The organism is Micrococcus antarcticus (assembly GCF_044872765.1).
GTDB lineage: Bacteria > Actinomycetota > Actinomycetes > Actinomycetales > Micrococcaceae > Micrococcus.
On record NZ_CP085253.1, the window covers coordinates 1865655 to 1882227 of the forward strand.

16 protein-coding genes are annotated in these 16573 nt (G+C 75.2%); 14 read left to right on the forward strand and 2 right to left on the reverse strand.

Going from position 1 to position 16573, the window contains the following annotated elements; genetic code table 11:
• Positions 1-6: 6 nt before the first annotated feature.
• The 12 genes from LG274_RS08750 to LG274_RS08805 all read left to right on the forward strand — a co-directional run bounded on the left by LG274_RS08750 (position 7) and on the right by LG274_RS08805 (position 11668).
• Positions 7-1224 carry a zinc-dependent metalloprotease gene (locus tag LG274_RS08750; protein WP_404463975.1) on the forward strand — a complete coding sequence of 406 codons (1218 nt, stop codon included), beginning with the start codon at positions 7-9 and terminating at the stop codon, positions 1222-1224.
• A 13-nt stretch (positions 1225-1237) separates the two neighbouring features.
• Positions 1238-2509 (forward strand): tRNA lysidine(34) synthetase TilS, encoded by a 1272-nt coding sequence (gene tilS / locus LG274_RS08755; protein WP_404463977.1) that lies wholly within the window; start codon positions 1238-1240, stop codon positions 2507-2509.
• A gap of 52 nt (positions 2510-2561) precedes the next feature.
• Positions 2562-3113: a hypoxanthine phosphoribosyltransferase gene (gene hpt, locus LG274_RS08760; protein ID WP_298710738.1), complete on the forward strand. Its 552-nt coding sequence runs from the start codon at positions 2562-2564 to the stop codon at positions 3111-3113.
• Between the two features lie 177 nt (positions 3114-3290).
• On the forward strand, positions 3291-5378 hold the full coding sequence (ftsH, locus tag LG274_RS08765; RefSeq protein WP_404463980.1) for an ATP-dependent zinc metalloprotease FtsH: 2088 nt from the start codon (positions 3291-3293) through the stop codon (positions 5376-5378).
• A 32-nt stretch (positions 5379-5410) separates the two neighbouring features.
• Positions 5411-6031 (forward strand): GTP cyclohydrolase I FolE, encoded by a 621-nt coding sequence (gene folE, locus LG274_RS08770; protein ID WP_298986789.1) that lies wholly within the window; start codon positions 5411-5413, stop codon positions 6029-6031.
• A 49-nt stretch (positions 6032-6080) separates the two neighbouring features.
• Positions 6081-6977 (forward strand): dihydropteroate synthase, encoded by an 897-nt coding sequence (gene folP, locus LG274_RS08775; RefSeq protein WP_298986738.1) that lies wholly within the window; start codon positions 6081-6083, stop codon positions 6975-6977.
• A complete protein-coding gene (gene folB / locus LG274_RS08780; RefSeq protein ID WP_248118423.1) occupies positions 6974-7372 on the forward strand; it encodes a dihydroneopterin aldolase in 399 nt (132 codons plus the stop codon). The genes folP and folB overlap by 4 nt, the downstream gene beginning before the upstream one ends.
• Positions 7369-7974 (forward strand): 2-amino-4-hydroxy-6-hydroxymethyldihydropteridine diphosphokinase, encoded by a 606-nt coding sequence (gene folK, locus LG274_RS08785; protein ID WP_404463983.1) that lies wholly within the window; start codon positions 7369-7371, stop codon positions 7972-7974. The genes folB and folK overlap by 4 nt, the downstream gene beginning before the upstream one ends.
• Entirely contained in the window at positions 7971-8504 is a 534-nt protein-coding gene (locus tag LG274_RS08790; protein WP_248118427.1) for a DUF3180 domain-containing protein, read from the forward strand. The genes folK and LG274_RS08790 overlap by 4 nt, the downstream gene beginning before the upstream one ends.
• Positions 8491-8997, forward strand: a complete 507-nt coding sequence (locus LG274_RS08795; protein ID WP_404463986.1) for a PH domain-containing protein — start codon at positions 8491-8493, stop codon at positions 8995-8997. The genes LG274_RS08790 and LG274_RS08795 overlap by 14 nt, the downstream gene beginning before the upstream one ends.
• A complete protein-coding gene (locus LG274_RS08800) occupies positions 8994-10739 on the forward strand; it encodes a PH domain-containing protein (RefSeq protein ID WP_404463988.1) in 1746 nt (581 codons plus the stop codon). Before LG274_RS08795 ends, LG274_RS08800 begins: the two co-directional genes overlap by 4 nt.
• Positions 10736-11668 (forward strand): Rossmann-like and DUF2520 domain-containing protein, encoded by a 933-nt coding sequence (locus LG274_RS08805; protein ID WP_404463989.1) that lies wholly within the window; start codon positions 10736-10738, stop codon positions 11666-11668. The genes LG274_RS08800 and LG274_RS08805 overlap by 4 nt, the downstream gene beginning before the upstream one ends.
• A gap of 447 nt (positions 11669-12115) precedes the next feature.
• Here LG274_RS08805 and LG274_RS08810 read toward each other — a convergent pair whose 3' ends face one another.
• Entirely contained in the window at positions 12116-12949 is an 834-nt protein-coding gene (locus tag LG274_RS08810) for a fructosamine kinase family protein (RefSeq protein WP_404463991.1), read from the reverse strand.
• Position 12950: 1 nt separating this feature from the next.
• On the reverse strand, positions 12951-13427 hold the full coding sequence (locus LG274_RS08815; protein ID WP_298986710.1) for a low molecular weight protein-tyrosine-phosphatase: 477 nt from the start codon (positions 13425-13427) through the stop codon (positions 12951-12953).
• An 86-nt stretch (positions 13428-13513) separates the two neighbouring features.
• Here LG274_RS08815 and LG274_RS08820 point away from each other — a divergent pair, with 86 nt between their 5' ends.
• Positions 13514-13948: a DUF3806 domain-containing protein gene (locus LG274_RS08820; protein ID WP_298986707.1), complete on the forward strand. Its 435-nt coding sequence runs from the start codon at positions 13514-13516 to the stop codon at positions 13946-13948.
• Between the two features lie 284 nt (positions 13949-14232).
• Positions 14233-16404, forward strand: coding sequence for an alpha/beta fold hydrolase (locus LG274_RS08825; RefSeq protein WP_404463994.1), 2172 nt, complete (start codon positions 14233-14235; stop codon positions 16402-16404).
• The last annotated feature ends 169 nt before the right edge of the window (positions 16405-16573 follow it).

The window sequence follows — 16573 nt, forward strand, 5'->3', positions numbered from 1 at the left end:
GGCCGCATGAGCGCAGACCAGCCCCGCATGGCCGGCGGCCCCACCGCCGGCCCGGCCGCACCCGCCGTGCACCCCGTGGACTGGGCGTTCGCCGCCCGCACGGCCGAGGCCCTCACCGTGGCCGGGCCGCGCATCTCCGCGCGGGAGGCGCGCGGGGAGGCCGAGGGCCTCCGTGTGGCCGCGGCGGCTTCCGTGCCGCACGTCCACCGGCTGACCGGACTCGAGGCGGCCCGGGACCTGCTCGACTCCCAGGTGCTCGTGGTGGACCGCCCCACGTGGTCCCGCGCGAACACGCAGTCCTTCGCGGCGCTTTTGGGCCCCACGTTCGCACACCTGCAGGCCACGCGCCCGGCTGAGTACGAGGCAGCCACCACGCCCGTCGCGACGCGCGCCACCGCCCTGGAGATGGGCGGCATCCTCGCGTGGCTCTCCGCCAAGGTGCTCGGCCAGTACGACCCGTTCAGCGCCCTCCCGGGGCCCGACGGCGTCCCCGCCGGCCCCGCGGGCGGCCGCCTGATGCTCGTGGCGCCGAACGTGGTGCAGGTGCGCCGCGAGATCCACGTGGACCCCGCCGACTTCCGGCTCTGGGTGTGCCTGCACGAGCAGACCCACCGGGTCCAGTTCGCCGCCGCCCCGTGGCTGCGCGGGCACCTGCGGTCGGAGATCACCGGGCTCACCGGCGGGCTGTTCGACAAGGCCGAGTCCCTGCCCGAGCGGCTGCGCTCCGCCCTGGCTGCCGCGAACCCCCTGGCGGGGTCCGTGCGGGGTCGGGGCGGCGGCGTCGCGAGCCACGCCGGCGGGGAGGCGGGCCCGGCTGTGACGTCGGGCCGGCCGAGCCTGGGCCTGCTCGGCGCGTTCCAGGACGAGGAGGACCGGGAGCGCCTGTCCCGCGTGACCGCCGTGATGTCCCTGCTCGAGGGCCACGCGAACGTCGTCATGGACGCCGTGGACTCCTCCGTCGTGTCCTCCGTCAAGACCATCCGCCGCCGCTTCGACGAGCGCGGGGACCGCCGCTCCGCGGTGGACCGGGCGATCCGCCGGATCCTGGGGATGGACGCCAAGATGGCCCAGTACCGGGACGGCCAGCGGTTCGTGGACGCCGTGGTCGGGGAGATCGGCATGGACGGGTTCAACGTGGTGTGGGACGCCCCGGAGCTGCTGCCGAGCGAGGCGGAGATCCATGCGCCCGAGACGTGGGTGGCGCGGATCCGCGCCGAGGCCTGACGGGTCCGCTCCGGTGACGCTCCCCGCCCTGGACGCGGTCACCCCGTGGCCGCGGCGCGCCCGCTGGCCGGGGGCCCTCCACCGCGCCGTGGCCGCGGTGCGGACGGTCCTCGGACCGGACGCCGACGGCGGCGCGACCGGTGGGCGCGGGTCGTCTCGGGCGCGGGCCGAGGAGGGCGCGCAGGCCCCCCGGGCACTCGTGGCGCTGTCCGGCGGGGCGGACTCCCTGGCCCTCGCGGTGACCTGCGCCGTGCTGACGGCGACGCGCGCCGGGCGGCCGCTGGGTCCGGTGGGCGCCGTCGTGGTGGACCACGGGCTGCAGGACGGCAGCGCGGCGGTCGCGGCGGCCGCCGCGCAGGTCGCCCGCGGCCTCTGCCTGGACCCCGTCACCGTGACGCCCGTGCGGGTGGTCCCCGCGGGGGACGGCCCCGAGGCCGCGGCCCGCACCGCGCGTCGGGAGGCTCTGGCCCGCGCCGCCGAGGCCGCGTCCGCCGACGCCCTCGCCCTCGTGCTCACCGCGCACACCGCCGACGACCAGGCCGAGCAGGTGCTCCTCGGTCTCGCCCGAGGATCCGGCACCCGGTCGCTCGCGGGGATCCCGACGCGCGGGACCCTGCCCGGCGGCATCCCCGTGGCCCGGCCCCTGCTCGGCCTCACCCGGGCGGACACCGAGGCGATCTGCCGGTGGGCCGGGATCGCCTGGTTCGAGGACCCCCACAACCGGGCCCCGGCCCTGCTGCGCTCGCGGATCCGCACCCGCGTCCTGCCGGCCCTCGAGGACCCCGACGCCGGCCTCGGCCCCGGCGTGCGCGACGCCCTCACGCGCACCGCCGCCCTGGCCGCCGAGGACGCCGACGCCCTCGACGCGTGGGCCGGTCGGGAGTTCGCGGGCCTGCTCCTGGGGGACGCGCGTGCCGCTGCGGGTGCTCCGGACCCCGTGGCCGAGGCGGGGCGCCCCGTGGGGGAGGCGCCCGGCGTCGTGGTGGCGCTCGATCTGGACGGGCTGGCCGCCCTGCCGCCGGCGGTGCGCCGCCGGGTGATCGTCCGCGCCGCCCGCCGGGCGGGGGCGGAGGACCTCTCTCGGGAACGGGTGCTCGCCGTGGAGACCCTCGTCACGGGGGCCCGCCGGGGCGGCACGTCGGCCGGTCCCGTGGAGCTGGCCGGCGGCGTGCGTGCGGTCCGGGAGGGGCCCGGAGTGACGTGCGTCGCGGAGTCCTCCGGGCAGGCCGACGGTGGGGGCCCGTGTGCCAGACTGGTCCTCATCCCCCGACGCCCCGGCTGCTGACCGCGACCCGGCGCCGGCCCCACCCGCACGAGCACCCAGGAGCGGCACCCGCATGGACGCACAGGATGTCCGGAAAGACCTCACCCACGTCCTCATGAGCAAGGAGGAGGTCCAGGACACCATCACGGACCTCGCCGCGCAGATCGACCGCGACTACGAGTCCAAGGACCTCCTGATCGTGGCCGTGCTCAAGGGCGCCGTGATGGTGGTCGCCGACCTCACCCGGGCCCTGCACTCGCACGTCGAGATGGACTTCATGGCCGTGTCCTCCTACGGCTCCGGCACCAAGTCCTCCGGCGTGGTGCGGATCCTCAAGGACCTCGACGCGGACCTGACCGGCCGCCACGTGCTGATCGTGGAGGACATCATCGACTCGGGGCTGACCCTCTCCTGGCTCAAGGCGAACCTCGAGTCCCGCGGCCCGGAGTCGGTGGAGATCTGCGCGCTGCTGCGCAAGCCGGACGCGATGAAGGTGGAGATCGACGTGAAGTACGTCGGCCGCGACATCCCCAACGAGTTCGTGGTGGGCTACGGCCTCGACTACGCCGAGAAGTACCGCAACCTGGACTTCGTCGGCACGCTGGCCCCGCACGTCTACAGCTGACCCCCGCCGCCCGCGGGGGAGAGGGGGCTGTCCACCGGCGGCGAACTCCCCGCGGCCCGTCCCCGCGCCGCTCCGCCCGCCCGGTACCGTGGTGCAGTGACCCAAGGCCCGGGCCGCGCCTCCGTGCACCCGGCCCGCGTCCCGCCGGGACATGGCAGACCAGGAGACAGACGGACCGTGAAGAAGCTGTTCAACAAGCCCTACGTCTGGATCCTGCTCGGGCTCCTCGTGCTGGGGATGGCCATCCCGCTGGCCACGAGCCAGGGCGGCCGCGCGATGGTGGACACCAACGTGGGCATGTCCATGCTGAAGGACGACAGGGCCGTGGAGGCCCGCGTGGTCGACGGCGACCAGCGCGTGGACCTCTCCCTCCGTGAGCCCTACGAGCAGGACGGCCGGGACCTCGGCAAGGACGTCTACTTCCACTTCTCCGCGGCGCGCGCGGACGACGTCGTCGCGGCCGTGGACCAGTCCGCGCTGGACGGCTACACGGACGAGCCGGTGCGCAGCAACTGGCTCACCTCGCTGCTGGGCCTCATGGTCCCGTTCCTGCTGATCTCCCTGTTCTTCTGGTTCCTCCTCTCCCGCATGCAGGGCGGCGGCGGCAAGGTCATGCAGTTCGGCAAGTCCCGCGCGAAGCTCATCAACAAGGACAACCCGGACGTGCTGTTCAAGGACGTCGCCGGCGCGGACGAGGCCGTGGAGGAGCTCGAGGAGATCAAGGAGTTCCTCACCGTCCCGGACCGCTTCCACGCGGTGGGCGCCAAGATCCCCAAGGGCGTGCTGCTCTACGGCCCTCCCGGCACGGGCAAGACCCTGCTCGCCAAGGCCGTGGCCGGCGAGGCCGGGGTGCCCTTCTACTCGATCTCCGGCTCGGACTTCGTGGAGATGTTCGTGGGCGTGGGCGCCTCCCGCGTGCGCGACCTCTTCGAGCAGGCCAAGAACAACGCGCCGGCCATCATCTTCGTGGACGAGATCGACGCCGTCGGCCGGCACCGCGGCGCGGGCATCGGCGGCGGCAACGACGAGCGCGAGCAGACCCTGAACCAGATGCTCGTGGAGATGGACGGCTTCGACGCCTCCACCAACGTCATCATGATCGCAGCCACCAACCGCCCGGACGTCCTGGACCCGGCGCTGCTGCGCCCCGGCCGCTTCGACCGGCAGATCCCCGTGGAGGCCCCTGACCTGGAGGGCCGCGCGAAGATCCTCGAGGTCCACGCGCAGGGCAAGCCGATCGCCATGGACGTGGACCTGCGCTCCCTGGCCAAGCGCACCCCGGGCTACACGGGAGCGGACCTGGCGAACGTCATCAACGAGGCGGCGCTGCTCACGGCCCGCTCGAACAACAACGTGATCGACGACAAGGCCCTGGACGAGGCCGTGGACCGCGTGATGGCGGGCCCGCAGAAGCGCACGCGCCTCATGAACGAGCACGAGCGCAAGGTCACGGCCTACCACGAGGGCGGCCACGCGCTCGTGGCGGCCGGCCTGCGCAACTCCGCCCCCGTCACCAAGATCACGATCCTGCCGCGCGGCCGCGCCCTGGGCTACACGATGGTGGTGCCGGAGAGCGACAAGTACTCGGTCACGCGCAACGAGCTGCTCGACCAGCTGGCCTACGCGATGGGCGGCCGCGTGGCCGAGGAGGTCGTCTTCAAGGACCCCTCCACCGGCGCGGCCAACGACATCCAGAAGGCCACCGAGACGGCGCGCAAGATGGTCACCGAGTACGGCATGAGCTCCCGCGTGGGCGCCGTGAAGCTCGGCACGGGGGACTCCGAGCCGTTCGTGGGCGGGGGCTCCGGCAGCTCGTCCCGCGAGTACTCCGACGAGCTGGCCTCCCTCGTGGACGCCGAGGTCCGCGCCCTCCTCGACGGTGCGCACGCCGACGCCCACTGGGTGCTCACCGAGAACCGTGACATCCTCGACCGGCTCGCCTACGAGCTCCTCGAGCGGGAGACCCTCAACCAGGAGGAGATCGCCGAGATCTTCGCGGACGTGCGCAAGCGTCCGGAGCGGGATCTCTGGCTCGCGGCCGACGAGCGCCTCCCCCACGACGTGCCGCCCGTCCTCTCCCCGGCCGAGCGCCGCTCGCGCCGCGACGCGGAGGAGCAGGCGCCCGTCGGCACCTCGAACAGCACGGTGCCGGTCGCTCCCGAGGGCGCGCCGCCGTCGTCGCTGGGCGGAGACGCCCCCGGCGGCACGCCGCCGGCCACCGGCCCGGGCAACGCGCCCGGCCCCGGGAAGGGGCCGACGTGGTGAACCCGGACCTGCTCCTGCACGACGACGGCCCGATGGGCGAGGACGACGCGTTCCCGGGCGTGCCCGGCACGTTCGACCCGCGCTCGACCGCCGTGGACCGGCCGCGCATCGAGCGGGCCGTCCGGGAGATCCTCGAGGCGATCGGCGAGGACCCGGACCGCGAGGGGCTGCAGGACACCCCGAAGCGCGTGGCCAAGGCGTACGCGGAGTTCTTCGCGGGCCTGCACCAGAGCCCCGAGCAGGTGCTGGGCACCACGTTCGACATCGCGCACGAGGAGCTCGTGCTGGTGAAGGACATCCCCTTCTACTCCACGTGCGAGCACCACCTGGTCCCCTTCCACGGCGTGGCGCACATCGGCTACATCCCCTCCGCCGAGGGGCGGGTGACGGGGCTGTCCAAGCTCGCCCGGCTCGTGGAGCTCTACGCCCGCCGCCCGCAGGTGCAGGAGCGGCTCACCACGCAGGTGGTGGAGGCCCTCATGGAGCACCTGGCGCCGAAGGGTGCGATCGTGGTGGTCGAGGCCGAGCACCTGTGCATGTCCATGCGGGGGGTGCGCAAGCCGGGCGCGAAGACCGTCACCTCGGCGGTGCGCGGTCAGCTGCGGGACCCGTCCACACGCTCCGAGGCCATGAGCCTCATCATGCACGGCTGAGCGACGTCGGGCGCACCCGCGGGCGCCGCCCCCGAACGAGGAGGACACAGTGAGCACGCGTGAGGCCAACCGGGCCCTGCTGGGCGCCCTGCCCGCGGACCGCACCCTGGTGATGGGCATCCTGAACGTCACCCCGGACTCGTTCTCCGACGGCGGCGCCCACGACGCCGTCGGCCCCGCCCTCGCCCACGCGCGGCGGATGCTCGCCGAGGGGGCGGACATCATCGACGTCGGCGGCGAGTCCACGCGCCCGGGCGCGCAGGCCGTGCCCCCGCAGCAGGAGCAGGAGCGGATCCTCCCGGTCGTCGAGGCGCTGCTGGCCGACGGGGCCGTGGTCTCCGTGGACACGATGCACACGGCCACCGCGCGGGCCGCCCTCGAGCTGGGCCCCGTAATCGTCAACGACGTCTCCGGCCTCGTCCACGAGCCGGACATGCCCGAGCTCATCGCCAAGACGGGCGCGCCGTACGTGCTCATGCACAACCGCGGCAAGCCCCAGGCCATGGACGGACTGGCGGAGTACGCGGACACCGTGCCGGACGTGGTGTGCGAGCTGCGCGCCGTGGCGGAGCGCTTCATGGCGGCGGGCGTGGAGCGCGAGCAGCTGATCCTGGACCCGGGGCTCGGCTTCGCGAAGGCCGGCGAGCAGAACTGGGAGCTGCTGCGCGGCCTCGAGTGGCTGCAGGCGATGGGCCACCCCGTGCTGGTGGCCGCCTCCCGCAAGCGCTTCCTGGGCTCGCTCCTGGAGGACGCGGACGGCGCGGCCCCGGAGCCGACCGAGCGGGACGCCGCCACCGCCGCGGTCAGCGCGCTCTCCGCCTTCCACGGCGTGTGGGCCGTCCGCGTGCACGACGTCCCCTCCAGCGCGGCCGCGGTGCGCGCCGCCGCGGCGTGGCGCGGTGCCTCGTGGCTGGGGAGATCCCTCTCGGCCGAGGTGCCGGCGTGAGCGCGGCCGGGCGCGGCACCGCCCCGGACCGCATCCGCCTGACCGGCCTCACGGCCGTGGGCCGGCACGGCGTGTTCGAGCACGAGCGCCGGGACGGGCAGCCGTTCGTCACGGACGTGGTGCTCCACCTCGACGCCGGCCCTGCCGCCGCCACGGACGACCTCGCCCGCACCGCCCACTACGGCGAGGTCGCCGACACCGTGGTCCGGCTCGTGACGGGCGAGCCGGTGGACCTGATCGAGACGCTGGCCGTGCGGATCGCGGCCGCCGTCCTCGCGGAGCAGCCCGTGGTGGAGGCGGTGGAGGTCACCGTGCACAAGCCGCAGGCCCCCATCCCGCACGACTTCGCCGACGCGGCCGTCACGGTGCTCCGCCGGAGGGAGGAGGGGAGATGAGCCCCACGTCCCACCCCGCCGAGGGGCCCGCCCCGACGCCGGAGCTGGCCGCCCGCCCGGACGAGCCGGTGACGGCCGTGCTCGCGCTCGGGGCCAACCTCGGGGACGTCCGGGAGACCCTCGACCACGCCGTCGCCGTCATCACCGTCACCCCCGACGTCCATGACGTGAAGGCGTCCCCCCGCGCCGTCACGGCCCCCGTGGGCGGCCCGCCCGAACAGCCGGACTACCTCAACCAGGTGCTCCGGATCCGCACGAGCCTCTCCCCGTGGGAGCTCCTCGGCCTGGCGCACCGGCTCGAACAGGACCACCACCGCCGCCGTTCGGAGCGCTGGGGCGCCCGCACCCTCGACGTCGACCTCATCGCCTACGGCGAGCTGCGCAGCGACCACCCGGACCTCACCCTCCCGCACCCGCGGGCCGCGCAGCGGGCCTTCGTGCTCCTGCCGTGGCTGTGGCTCGATCCCGCGGCCGAGCTCGCGGGCGAGCCCGTCGCGCAGCTCGCCGAGCGCGCCGCCGACGCCGGGGGCGTCCGCCGTGCGGCGCCCCGCCGCGCCCGCCTTCTCGGCGCGCCAGGGCAGGCCGGGAGGGACGCGACGTGACCTCCCTGCGCTCGGCGTGGACCGCCGTCGTGCTGCTGGCTGCCGGTGTGCTCGGCTGGCTCGCCGCCCTGGCCGCGCCCTCGATGGGCCTGCCCGCTCCGGCCGTGGGACGCACCGGCCTCATCACGGCGGCGGCCGTCTGCGTCCTCGTCCTCGCGCTGGCGTGGCGCGTGCGGCGGGACCGCGAGAAGCCCGTGGCCGAGCGCATGGACCCGCTGGCCGCGGCGCGCACGCTGGTCCTGGGGCAGGCCGTCGGCTTCACGGGCGCGGCGCTGGCCGGCTGGCACGCCGGCGTCGCGGGGCAGGTGGCCTCCCACACGGGCACCCGGGCCCCCACCGTGGTGGACGCCGCCCTGCTGACCGTGGGCGGACTGGTGATGCTCGTGGCGGGCCTCGTGGTGGAGGCCTGGTGCAGGATCCCCCCTGAGGAGGATGGCGGCGGCGGCGCGGGCGGGCAGGATGGACTCCCGGGAGGCGGCCGACGGGGCCGCCCCGAGACCGAGGGAGGGTACGCACGTGGCCGGGATTGACCAGGACGGGGTGGTGTTCACGCCCGTCTCGCCGAAGCTGACCACCGTGAAGCTGACCGCCTCCACGATCGGACACCTGATCGGGCTGGCGGTCCTCGGCGTGCCGCTCCTCCTCCAGCGTCTCGGCGTGTGGCCCGACTTCTGGACCTGGGCCGCGTGGGGCCTCCCCGCGCTCGTGCTCGTCTCCTGGGTGACGGACCTGGTCCTCATCCCACGCCGAGTGCGGGCCATGGGCTGGGCAGAGCGCGAGGACGACCTGCTGTGGCGCGAGGGCGTGCTGTTCCGCACCCTCAATGCCGTGCCGTACGGACGACTGCAGTACGTGGACACCTCCGACGGCCCCCTCCTGCGCCGCCACGGCCTGCAGACCCTCACGCTCAAGACCGCCGCCTCCGGGCCCGACGTCGAGCTCCAAGGCATCCCCGCCGCCACGTGCGACGAGCTGCGCGAGGTCCTCATGGCCCGCGGCCAGGCCCGGCTGGCGGGGCTGTGAGCGCCGCCGCTCCCCAGCCACCCCGCACCGACGACGACGGCTGGGCCCGCGTCCACCCCGCCTCGCCCTGGGTGAAGGGCTGGACGGGGCTGCTCGTGATGGTCTTCGTCATCGGCCGGGACCTCGTGGAGGACGCCGTGGCCGGGGCGCTCGGCCAGTCCCACACCGCCTCCGGCGACCCCGTGGACCCGCGCTCGCTCCTGATCGGCGGGGCGATCGCCGCGGGCGTCTTCACGCTGGTCTGCCTCGCGTTCTACTTCTCCTGGCGGTTCACGCGCTTCCGCCTCGGCACCGAGGAGATCGAGCTGCGCCAGGGCTGGATCTTCCGCTCCCGGCGCCAGATGAAGTACGACCGCGTCCAGGCCGTCGACCTCCAGCACCCGTTCCCGGCCCGCCTCCTGGGCCTCGCCACCGTGAAGGTGGAGGCAGCCGACGGCGGCGAGTCGGCTCTGGAGCTCGCCTACCTCCGGCGCACGCAGGCCGAACAGGTGCGCCGCGAGATCCTCGACCGCTCCTCGGGCGTCGCGCACCTCGCCCCCGGGGCGGACGAGGCCGCGGCCGCGGCCGTCGTCGCGCCGGGGGAGGGGGCCGACGTCGGGGCCGGGACCGTGGGGGACGCCGCGGGCCAGACCGCGCCCCCGCGGGCGCTGCGGACGCAGGACGAGGGCGAGCTCATGCTGGCCGTGCCGACGGGGCGGCTCATCGGCTCGGTGCTGCTGTCCGGGCGCGTGGCGGGCGTGGCGATCGGCTTCCTCGTGTGGGCCCTGCTGTCCGTGACGTTCCTGGGGGTGATGCCCGCCAACTGGAGCGAGGGCGAGGAGATCACCGTGCTCGGCGTCCTCGGGGCCTCCGCCCTGCCGATGGCGTTCGCCGTGCTGGGCGGCCTGTGGTCGGGGCTCAACACCGGCTGGGGCTTCCAGGTGCGCCGCTCCGCGGACGGGCTGCGCCTGCGCCACGGCCTCACCGAGACCACGTCCCAGACCGTCCCGCCGGGGCGCGTCCAGGGCGTGACCGTCTCCCAGTCGCTGTTCTGGCGCCCGTTCCGCTGGTACCGCGTGAAGGTGTCCGTGGCCGGCTACGGCGAGGACTCGGGCGGCGAGCGCAGCACGGCGCTGCCCGTGGGGACCTGGGAGGACGTCCTGCGCGTGCTCACGGTGGTCGCCCCGGACCCCGGTCTCGAGGGCGACCCGCGCGCCGCGCAGGGCCTCACCGCCGCCGAGCTCCTGCGGCTGGGCCTGCACGGCTCCGGGCCCGAGGGCGGCTTCCGCCACATCCCCCGCCGGGCCCGGGCGTGGTTCAACTGGTTCGCGTGGCGCCGCTCCGGCTTCACCACCACGCGCACCCTCCTCGTGGTGCGCCGGGGGTACTGGAACCGGTCGTTCCAGGCGCTCCAGCACGAGCGCCTGCAGACCGCGAGCCTCGGGCAGGGCCCCGTGCAGCGGCGCCTGCGGATCGCCTCGGTGTCCGTGGCGCTGGCCGGGTCCACGGCCGTGATCCCCGACCTCGACGAGGCCGACGCCCTCGCGCTGTTCGCGCTGGAATCGCGCTACGCCGCGGTCTCGCGCCGGCTCGCGGACCGCAACCACTGGATGGCCCCGGAGGAGCTCGCGCGCTTCGACCAGCGCACCCGCGAGGTGGCCGCCACCGACGTCGGCCGCCGCGCGTTGGCGGAGGCGGGCGTCGCCGTCGTGCCGGGCGCCGGGCGCGTGCCGGCCCCCACCGACCCCGAGGAGAGCGCATGACCGGCGGACTGGACACGAGCCTGGACCCGCGGAAGCGGCCCGGGCGGCTCGGCGTCGGGGTGATCGGCGCAGGGAGGGTGGGCGCCGTGCTGGGCGCGGCCCTGCGGAACGCGGGGCACACCGTCACGGGCGTGCACGCCGTCTCCGAGGCCTCCCGGACCCGGGCCGAGGCGCTGCTGCCGGACGTGCCCGTGCTGGAGGTCCCGGAGATCCTGCGGCGCTCCGAGATGGTGCTGTTCGCGGTGCCGGACGACGTCCTGGGGGAGCTCGTGGCCGGGCTCGTGGCCGCCGGGCACGTGCAGGCCGGCCACCTGCTGGTGCACACCTCGGGCCGCTACGGCGTGGGCGTGATGGGCCCCGTGCGCGCGGCCGGGGCCATCCCGCTGGCCATCCACCCGGCCATGACCTTCACAGGGCTGAGCCTGGACCTCGCCCGACTGCGGGACTGCGTGTTCGGCGTGACCGCGGATCCCGTCGTGCTGCCCGTGGCGCAGGCGCTCGCGGTGGAGATGGGCGGCGAGCCCGTGGTGATCAAGGAGGCGGACCGCGCGGTCTACCACGCGGCGCTGAGCCACGGCTCGAACCACCTCGTCACCGTGACGGCGCAGGCGGCCCAGCTGCTGCGGCAGATCGGGGTGGCGGACACCGAGCGGCTGCTGCGCCCGCTCCTGAGCGCCTCGCTCGAGAACGCCCTGGCCGACGGCGACGGCGCCCTGACCGGCCCGGTGGCCCGCGGCGACGTCGAGACCGTGCGCGCCCATCGCGACACCCTGCGCGAGCTGGTGGCCGAGGGCATGCCCGCCGACGTGCTGGACACGTGGGAGGCGCTCGCGGCCGCGACCGCTCGGCGCGCCGCCGCCCGCGGGGCCCTGCGCGACGAAGCGGCGGCCCGCGTCCTGGACGTCCTCGCCGAGCCCGACGACGCCTGAGGAGCCCAGCACGTCCACCCCGTCCCGGCGCCGCGCCGACCGGAGGCCGAATGCGTCCGCTGAAGACGTCCACCACGGTGGTACAGCAGCGGTCACTCCTGCGTGGACGCGGCATGACGCTTGACAACGGCGAGGCTCGACGAGGCTCGACGAGGTCGCCCGCACGCTGCCACGGGCGCATGCGCCTCTGGGTGGTGCTGGAGGTCTTGGACTTCTTCGATGTCTCCCGCCTCTTCGACGGCATGCGAGCGGCGGACCGATGGAGCGTGGCGACGCAGAGGGGCCTTCACGTGGAGCTGGCGGCGATGGCCTCGTCACAGGCGAAGAAGGCCACGAAGAACCACCCGTTGGCGCGATGGCCACGATGCCGGGCATGGACTCGTTGCCCGCCGTCGAGAGGGGGCTCCGGGAAGGAGGGGACAGGCCGGGCGCCGTCCTCGGTCAGCCTCAGCCGCCCAGCCGGACCGCCGCCTCGAGGGAGTCCACGACCCGCAGCCCGTAGGAGCCGCCGAAGAGGATCGCGTGCACCAGCAGCGGCACCGCCTGGTACGGCGCCACGCGATCGCGCCAGCCCTCGGCCAGGGGGAACGACTCCTCGTACGCGGCGAACGCCTCCTCGCCGAAGCCGCCGAAGAGCCGCATCATCGCCAGGTCCACCTCGCGGTGGCCGCGGTGCGCGCTCGGGTCGATCAGCCAGGAGCGGCCCTCGTGGTCCAGCAGCCGGTTGCCCGCCCACAGGTCCCCGTGCAGCAGCGACGACGGCTCGGCGGGCCCCAGCACCGCCGCGCCCGGGTGGTCCACGGGCGAGTCCGTCCCGAAGCCGTCCGTGAGCTCGGCGAGCCGCTCCGCCGTCGCCAGGGCCGCGGTCGGCGCGACGCCGCGCCGCTCCGCCTCGCGGGCCAGCGGCACGATCCGCCGAGCGACCCAGGACTCGGCCCACGTGCCGGTGGGCGTGTAGTCCACGGGAGCCTCGCCGAGATAGCCGATCGGGACGCCGTCGTGGGAGCCGAAGGAGTCGGCCTCACCGGCGGGACGGCGCGACCCGGCGTGCAGGGCGGCCAGCTCGCGGCCGAAGGCCTCCTCGGTCTGCGGGGAGGGGCGGCCGCCGGTCCTCACGCGCCCGATCCGCAGGCTGCCGTCGTCCACGTTGAGCACCTTGGGGACCCGGGCGCCGGCCGCCCCGAGCGCGCGCAGCCCGGCGGCCTCCCGCTCGAAGAAGCGCTCGGGCGCTCCGGCGCGGTGCTTGCGGAAGAACGTCTCCTCGGCCTGGTGCTGGACCATGTCAGACCCGCCCGTCCCGGATCGCGGCGACGACGCCGTCGGCCGCGTCCTCGATCTGGCGGTACATCTCCTCGAACTGCCCGCGCGGGCGGCCCCACGGGTCCGGGACCTCGACCACGCCGGCCGTGTCCACGTCCGAGGCGAACTCGCCGAGCAGGCGGACCTTCGCCCGCTGGGCGTCCGTGGCGGCCAGGCGCCGCGCGTCCTCCAGGTTCATGCGGTCCATCACGAGGACGAGATCCGCCCCCTCGAGGTCCTGCGCGCTGAACTGGGCGCCGACGGTGGGGAAGTCGTAGCCGAGCTCCTCGCCGACCTCCCGGGTGAGCTCGTGGGGCTGTTCGCCCACGTGGTCGTCGGCGGTGCCGGCGGAGGTGACCGCGATGTCGTCGAGACCGGCCTCCGCGATCCGGCGCCGCAGCACGGCCTCGGCGGCGGGGGAGCGGCAGATGTTGCCCAGGCAGACCGTCATGATGCGCATGAGGCCAGTGTCCCAAAGGGCGAGGCGGGGGGCCATGCCTGTTCGGGCGGCGCCGTCGTGCCCGCTCGCCTGGCACGATGGATCCCATGACCGAGCAGCCCGATCTGTCCCCCCTGACCGAGACCGAGCAGGATTGGGTCAGGGCCCGCCGCGACTTCGCCGCGCAGGAGGGCGTGGACCACCTGGACCTGGACGCCGTGAGCGCCTACTACGACCGTCTCGTGGCCCGGGCCGGCGCGGCGGACGTGGACCCGGACGAGCTGGGAGTGCACCTCGACGTCGTCGTGGTGCTGCTGGGGGAGCACCTCGGCGCCCGCCACGGCATGCAGTGGGTGACCCTGAAGGACGACGAGGGCTCCGAGCTCGGCCTGCGCGATCACCTCTCCGACGCCGTGATCTTCCCGCACTCCGTGGTCGGCGAGAGCTGGAACCACGGCGCCACGGGCTGGATGGGCGAGTACGTCGACTGGCTCGGCACGCAGCTGCAGGAGATCCGCGCGAAGGCCCGCGCCGAGGACTGAGGCGGGGCGCCCGGTGAAGGCTGAGGGGGACGCTGAGGTCGCCACCCGGCCACCCGGCCACCCAGCCACCCGGCCACCCGGCCACCCAGCCACCGGACCGCCACCGCGGCTGACCCCTGCGTTCGGGCCGCGACGGACGGGATGCGGCGGCCCGAACGTCGGCACTCTCCTTCGCGGAGGCAGGCGCACACGCCGCTTCCCCAAGGCGTAGCGGCGTGTGCGCCTGCCTCCCGGGGAGGGGTCCGTGTTGCCCCGGTCACACCAGCTCGGATAGAACGGACGGCATGACCTCGCCCGACACCTCGTCCCCGGCCGCCTCCCCCACGTCCTCGGCCGCCCCCGCGCCCGCTTCAGCCCCCACCCCCTTCCACGACCTCTCCGCGTTCGTCGCACTGCCCCGCGTCTCCGGCCTCACCCTGAGCCCGGACGGCACGCGCCTCGTCACCACCGTCGCCACCCTCAACGGCAAGGGCACCGGCTACGCCACCGCACTGTGGGAGCTCGACCCCGCAGGCGAGCGCCCCGCCCACCGCCTCACCCGCTCCCGGGAGGGCGAGTCCGGCGCCGCGTTCGCCGCGGACGGCACTCTCTACTTCACCTCCACGCGCCCGGACCCCTCCGTCGACGACGCCGACAAGGCCGCCGCGCTCTGGGCCCTCCCTGCCCGCGGCGGCGAGGCCCGCGTCGTGCTCAACCGCCCGGGCGGCGTCTCCGCCGTCACGTGCGCCGCGCACGCCGACCGCGTCGTCGTCACCGCGGAGCGCCTGATCGGCGCGAGCACCGAGGCCGAGCACGCCCGCCTCGTGCAGGCCCGCAAGGACGCCGGCGTCGACGCGATCCTCCACGCCGGCTACCCCGTGCGCTTCTGGGACCACGACCTCGGCCCGGCCCGCCCCGAGCTCTTCCTCCTCGAGGACGGCCCGGACCCGCAGGGCGTCCCGGAGTCGGACGCCAGCGACGACGGCGCCGCCCCCGCCGACGACGCCGCGCACCACCTGCGCCACCTCACCGGCGTCGACCGCTCCCATGCCTTCGGCCTCGGCGCCGAGGTGGCCCCGGACGGCTCGTTCCTCCTCACCGTCGTGGCCACGGCTGAGGCGCGCGGCAACGTCCGCGAGGGCAGGGTCGTGCGGATTGAGCTCCCCACCGGCGAACACCGCGTCCTGCACGACGTCCCCGGCGAGGACGCCCACGTCGGGCCCGTCAGCCACGACGGCACCCGCGCGATCCTGACCCGCACCCCGGACTCCACGCCGGACTCGGCCGTGGCGCCCCAGCTCTTCCTCCTGGACACGGCCACCGGCGAGACCACCCCGCTCGCCCACGGCTGGGATCGCTGGGCCGACGTCGTCGGGTGGCTGCCGGACGACTCCGCCGTCATCGCGCTCGCGGACTCCGACGGTCGCCGCCCGGTCTTCCGCATCGACGTCGCCACCGGCGAGGTCACCCAGGTGACCCACGCGGACGAGGCGTGGTCCGACGTCGTGCTCTCCCCGGACGTGACCACGGCGTACGGCGTGCGCTCCTCCTACCTCTTCCCGCCTGAGGTGGCGCGCCTGGACCTCGTCACGGGCGAGGCCGAGCGCCTGCGGAACCCCGCGGAGCGCCCGGAGATCCCGGGCCGCCTCGAGGACGTCGAGGCCACCGCCGACGACGGCGCGCGCGTGCGCGGCTGGCTCGCCCTGCCCGAGGGTGCGGCCCCCGACGGCGGCCACCCGCTGCTGCTGTGGATCCACGGCGGCCCGCTCGGCTCGTGGAACGCGTGGAGCTGGCGCTGGACGCCGTGGATCGCGGTGGCCCAGGGCTACGCGGTGCTCATGCCGGACCCCGCGCTCTCCACGGGCTACGGCCAGGAGTTCGTCCAGCGCGGCTGGGGCCGCTGGGGTGCCGAGCCGTTCACGGATCTCATGGCCATCACGGACGCCGTCGAGGCGCGCGCGGACATCGACGCGACCCGCACCGCCGCGATGGGCGGCTCCTTCGGCGGCTACATGGCCAACTGGGTCGCCGGGCACACGGACCGCTTCCGGGCGATCGTCACCCACGCGTCGCTGTGGGCGCTGGACGGCTTCGGCCCGACGACGGACGCCGCCTTCTACTGGGCGCGCGAGATGAGTCCGGAGATGCAGGAGGCGAACTCGCCGCATCGGTTCGTGGGGGACATCGTCACGCCGATGCTCGTGATCCACGGGGACAAGGACTACCGCGTGCCGATCGGGGAGGGGCTGCGCCTGTGGTCCGAGCTGCTCGCGAAGTCCGGGCTGCCCGCGGCGGAGGACGGCTCCACCGTTCACCGCTTCCTCTACTTCCCGCAGGAGAACCACTGGATCCTCGCGCCGCAGCACGCGAAGGTCTGGTACGAGGTGGTGCTCGGCTTCCTCGCGCAGCACGTGCGCGGCGAGGACGCGCCGGCGGTGCCCGATGTGCTGGGGCTGGGGCGGCCGACGGCGGGCTGACCCTGCTCAGCCGGAGGCCGGGCCGGCGTCCCGGATTCGTCACGCTGGGCGGCCGGCGGCCGGGCCGGCGTCATGCGGGCAGGGGGAATGGGAGGGTCCGCTCCCTCCGCGCGGAAGGAGGAACCCCATGACCTCCCGGATCCCCTCCTCCTCGCCCGGCCCCCTGTGC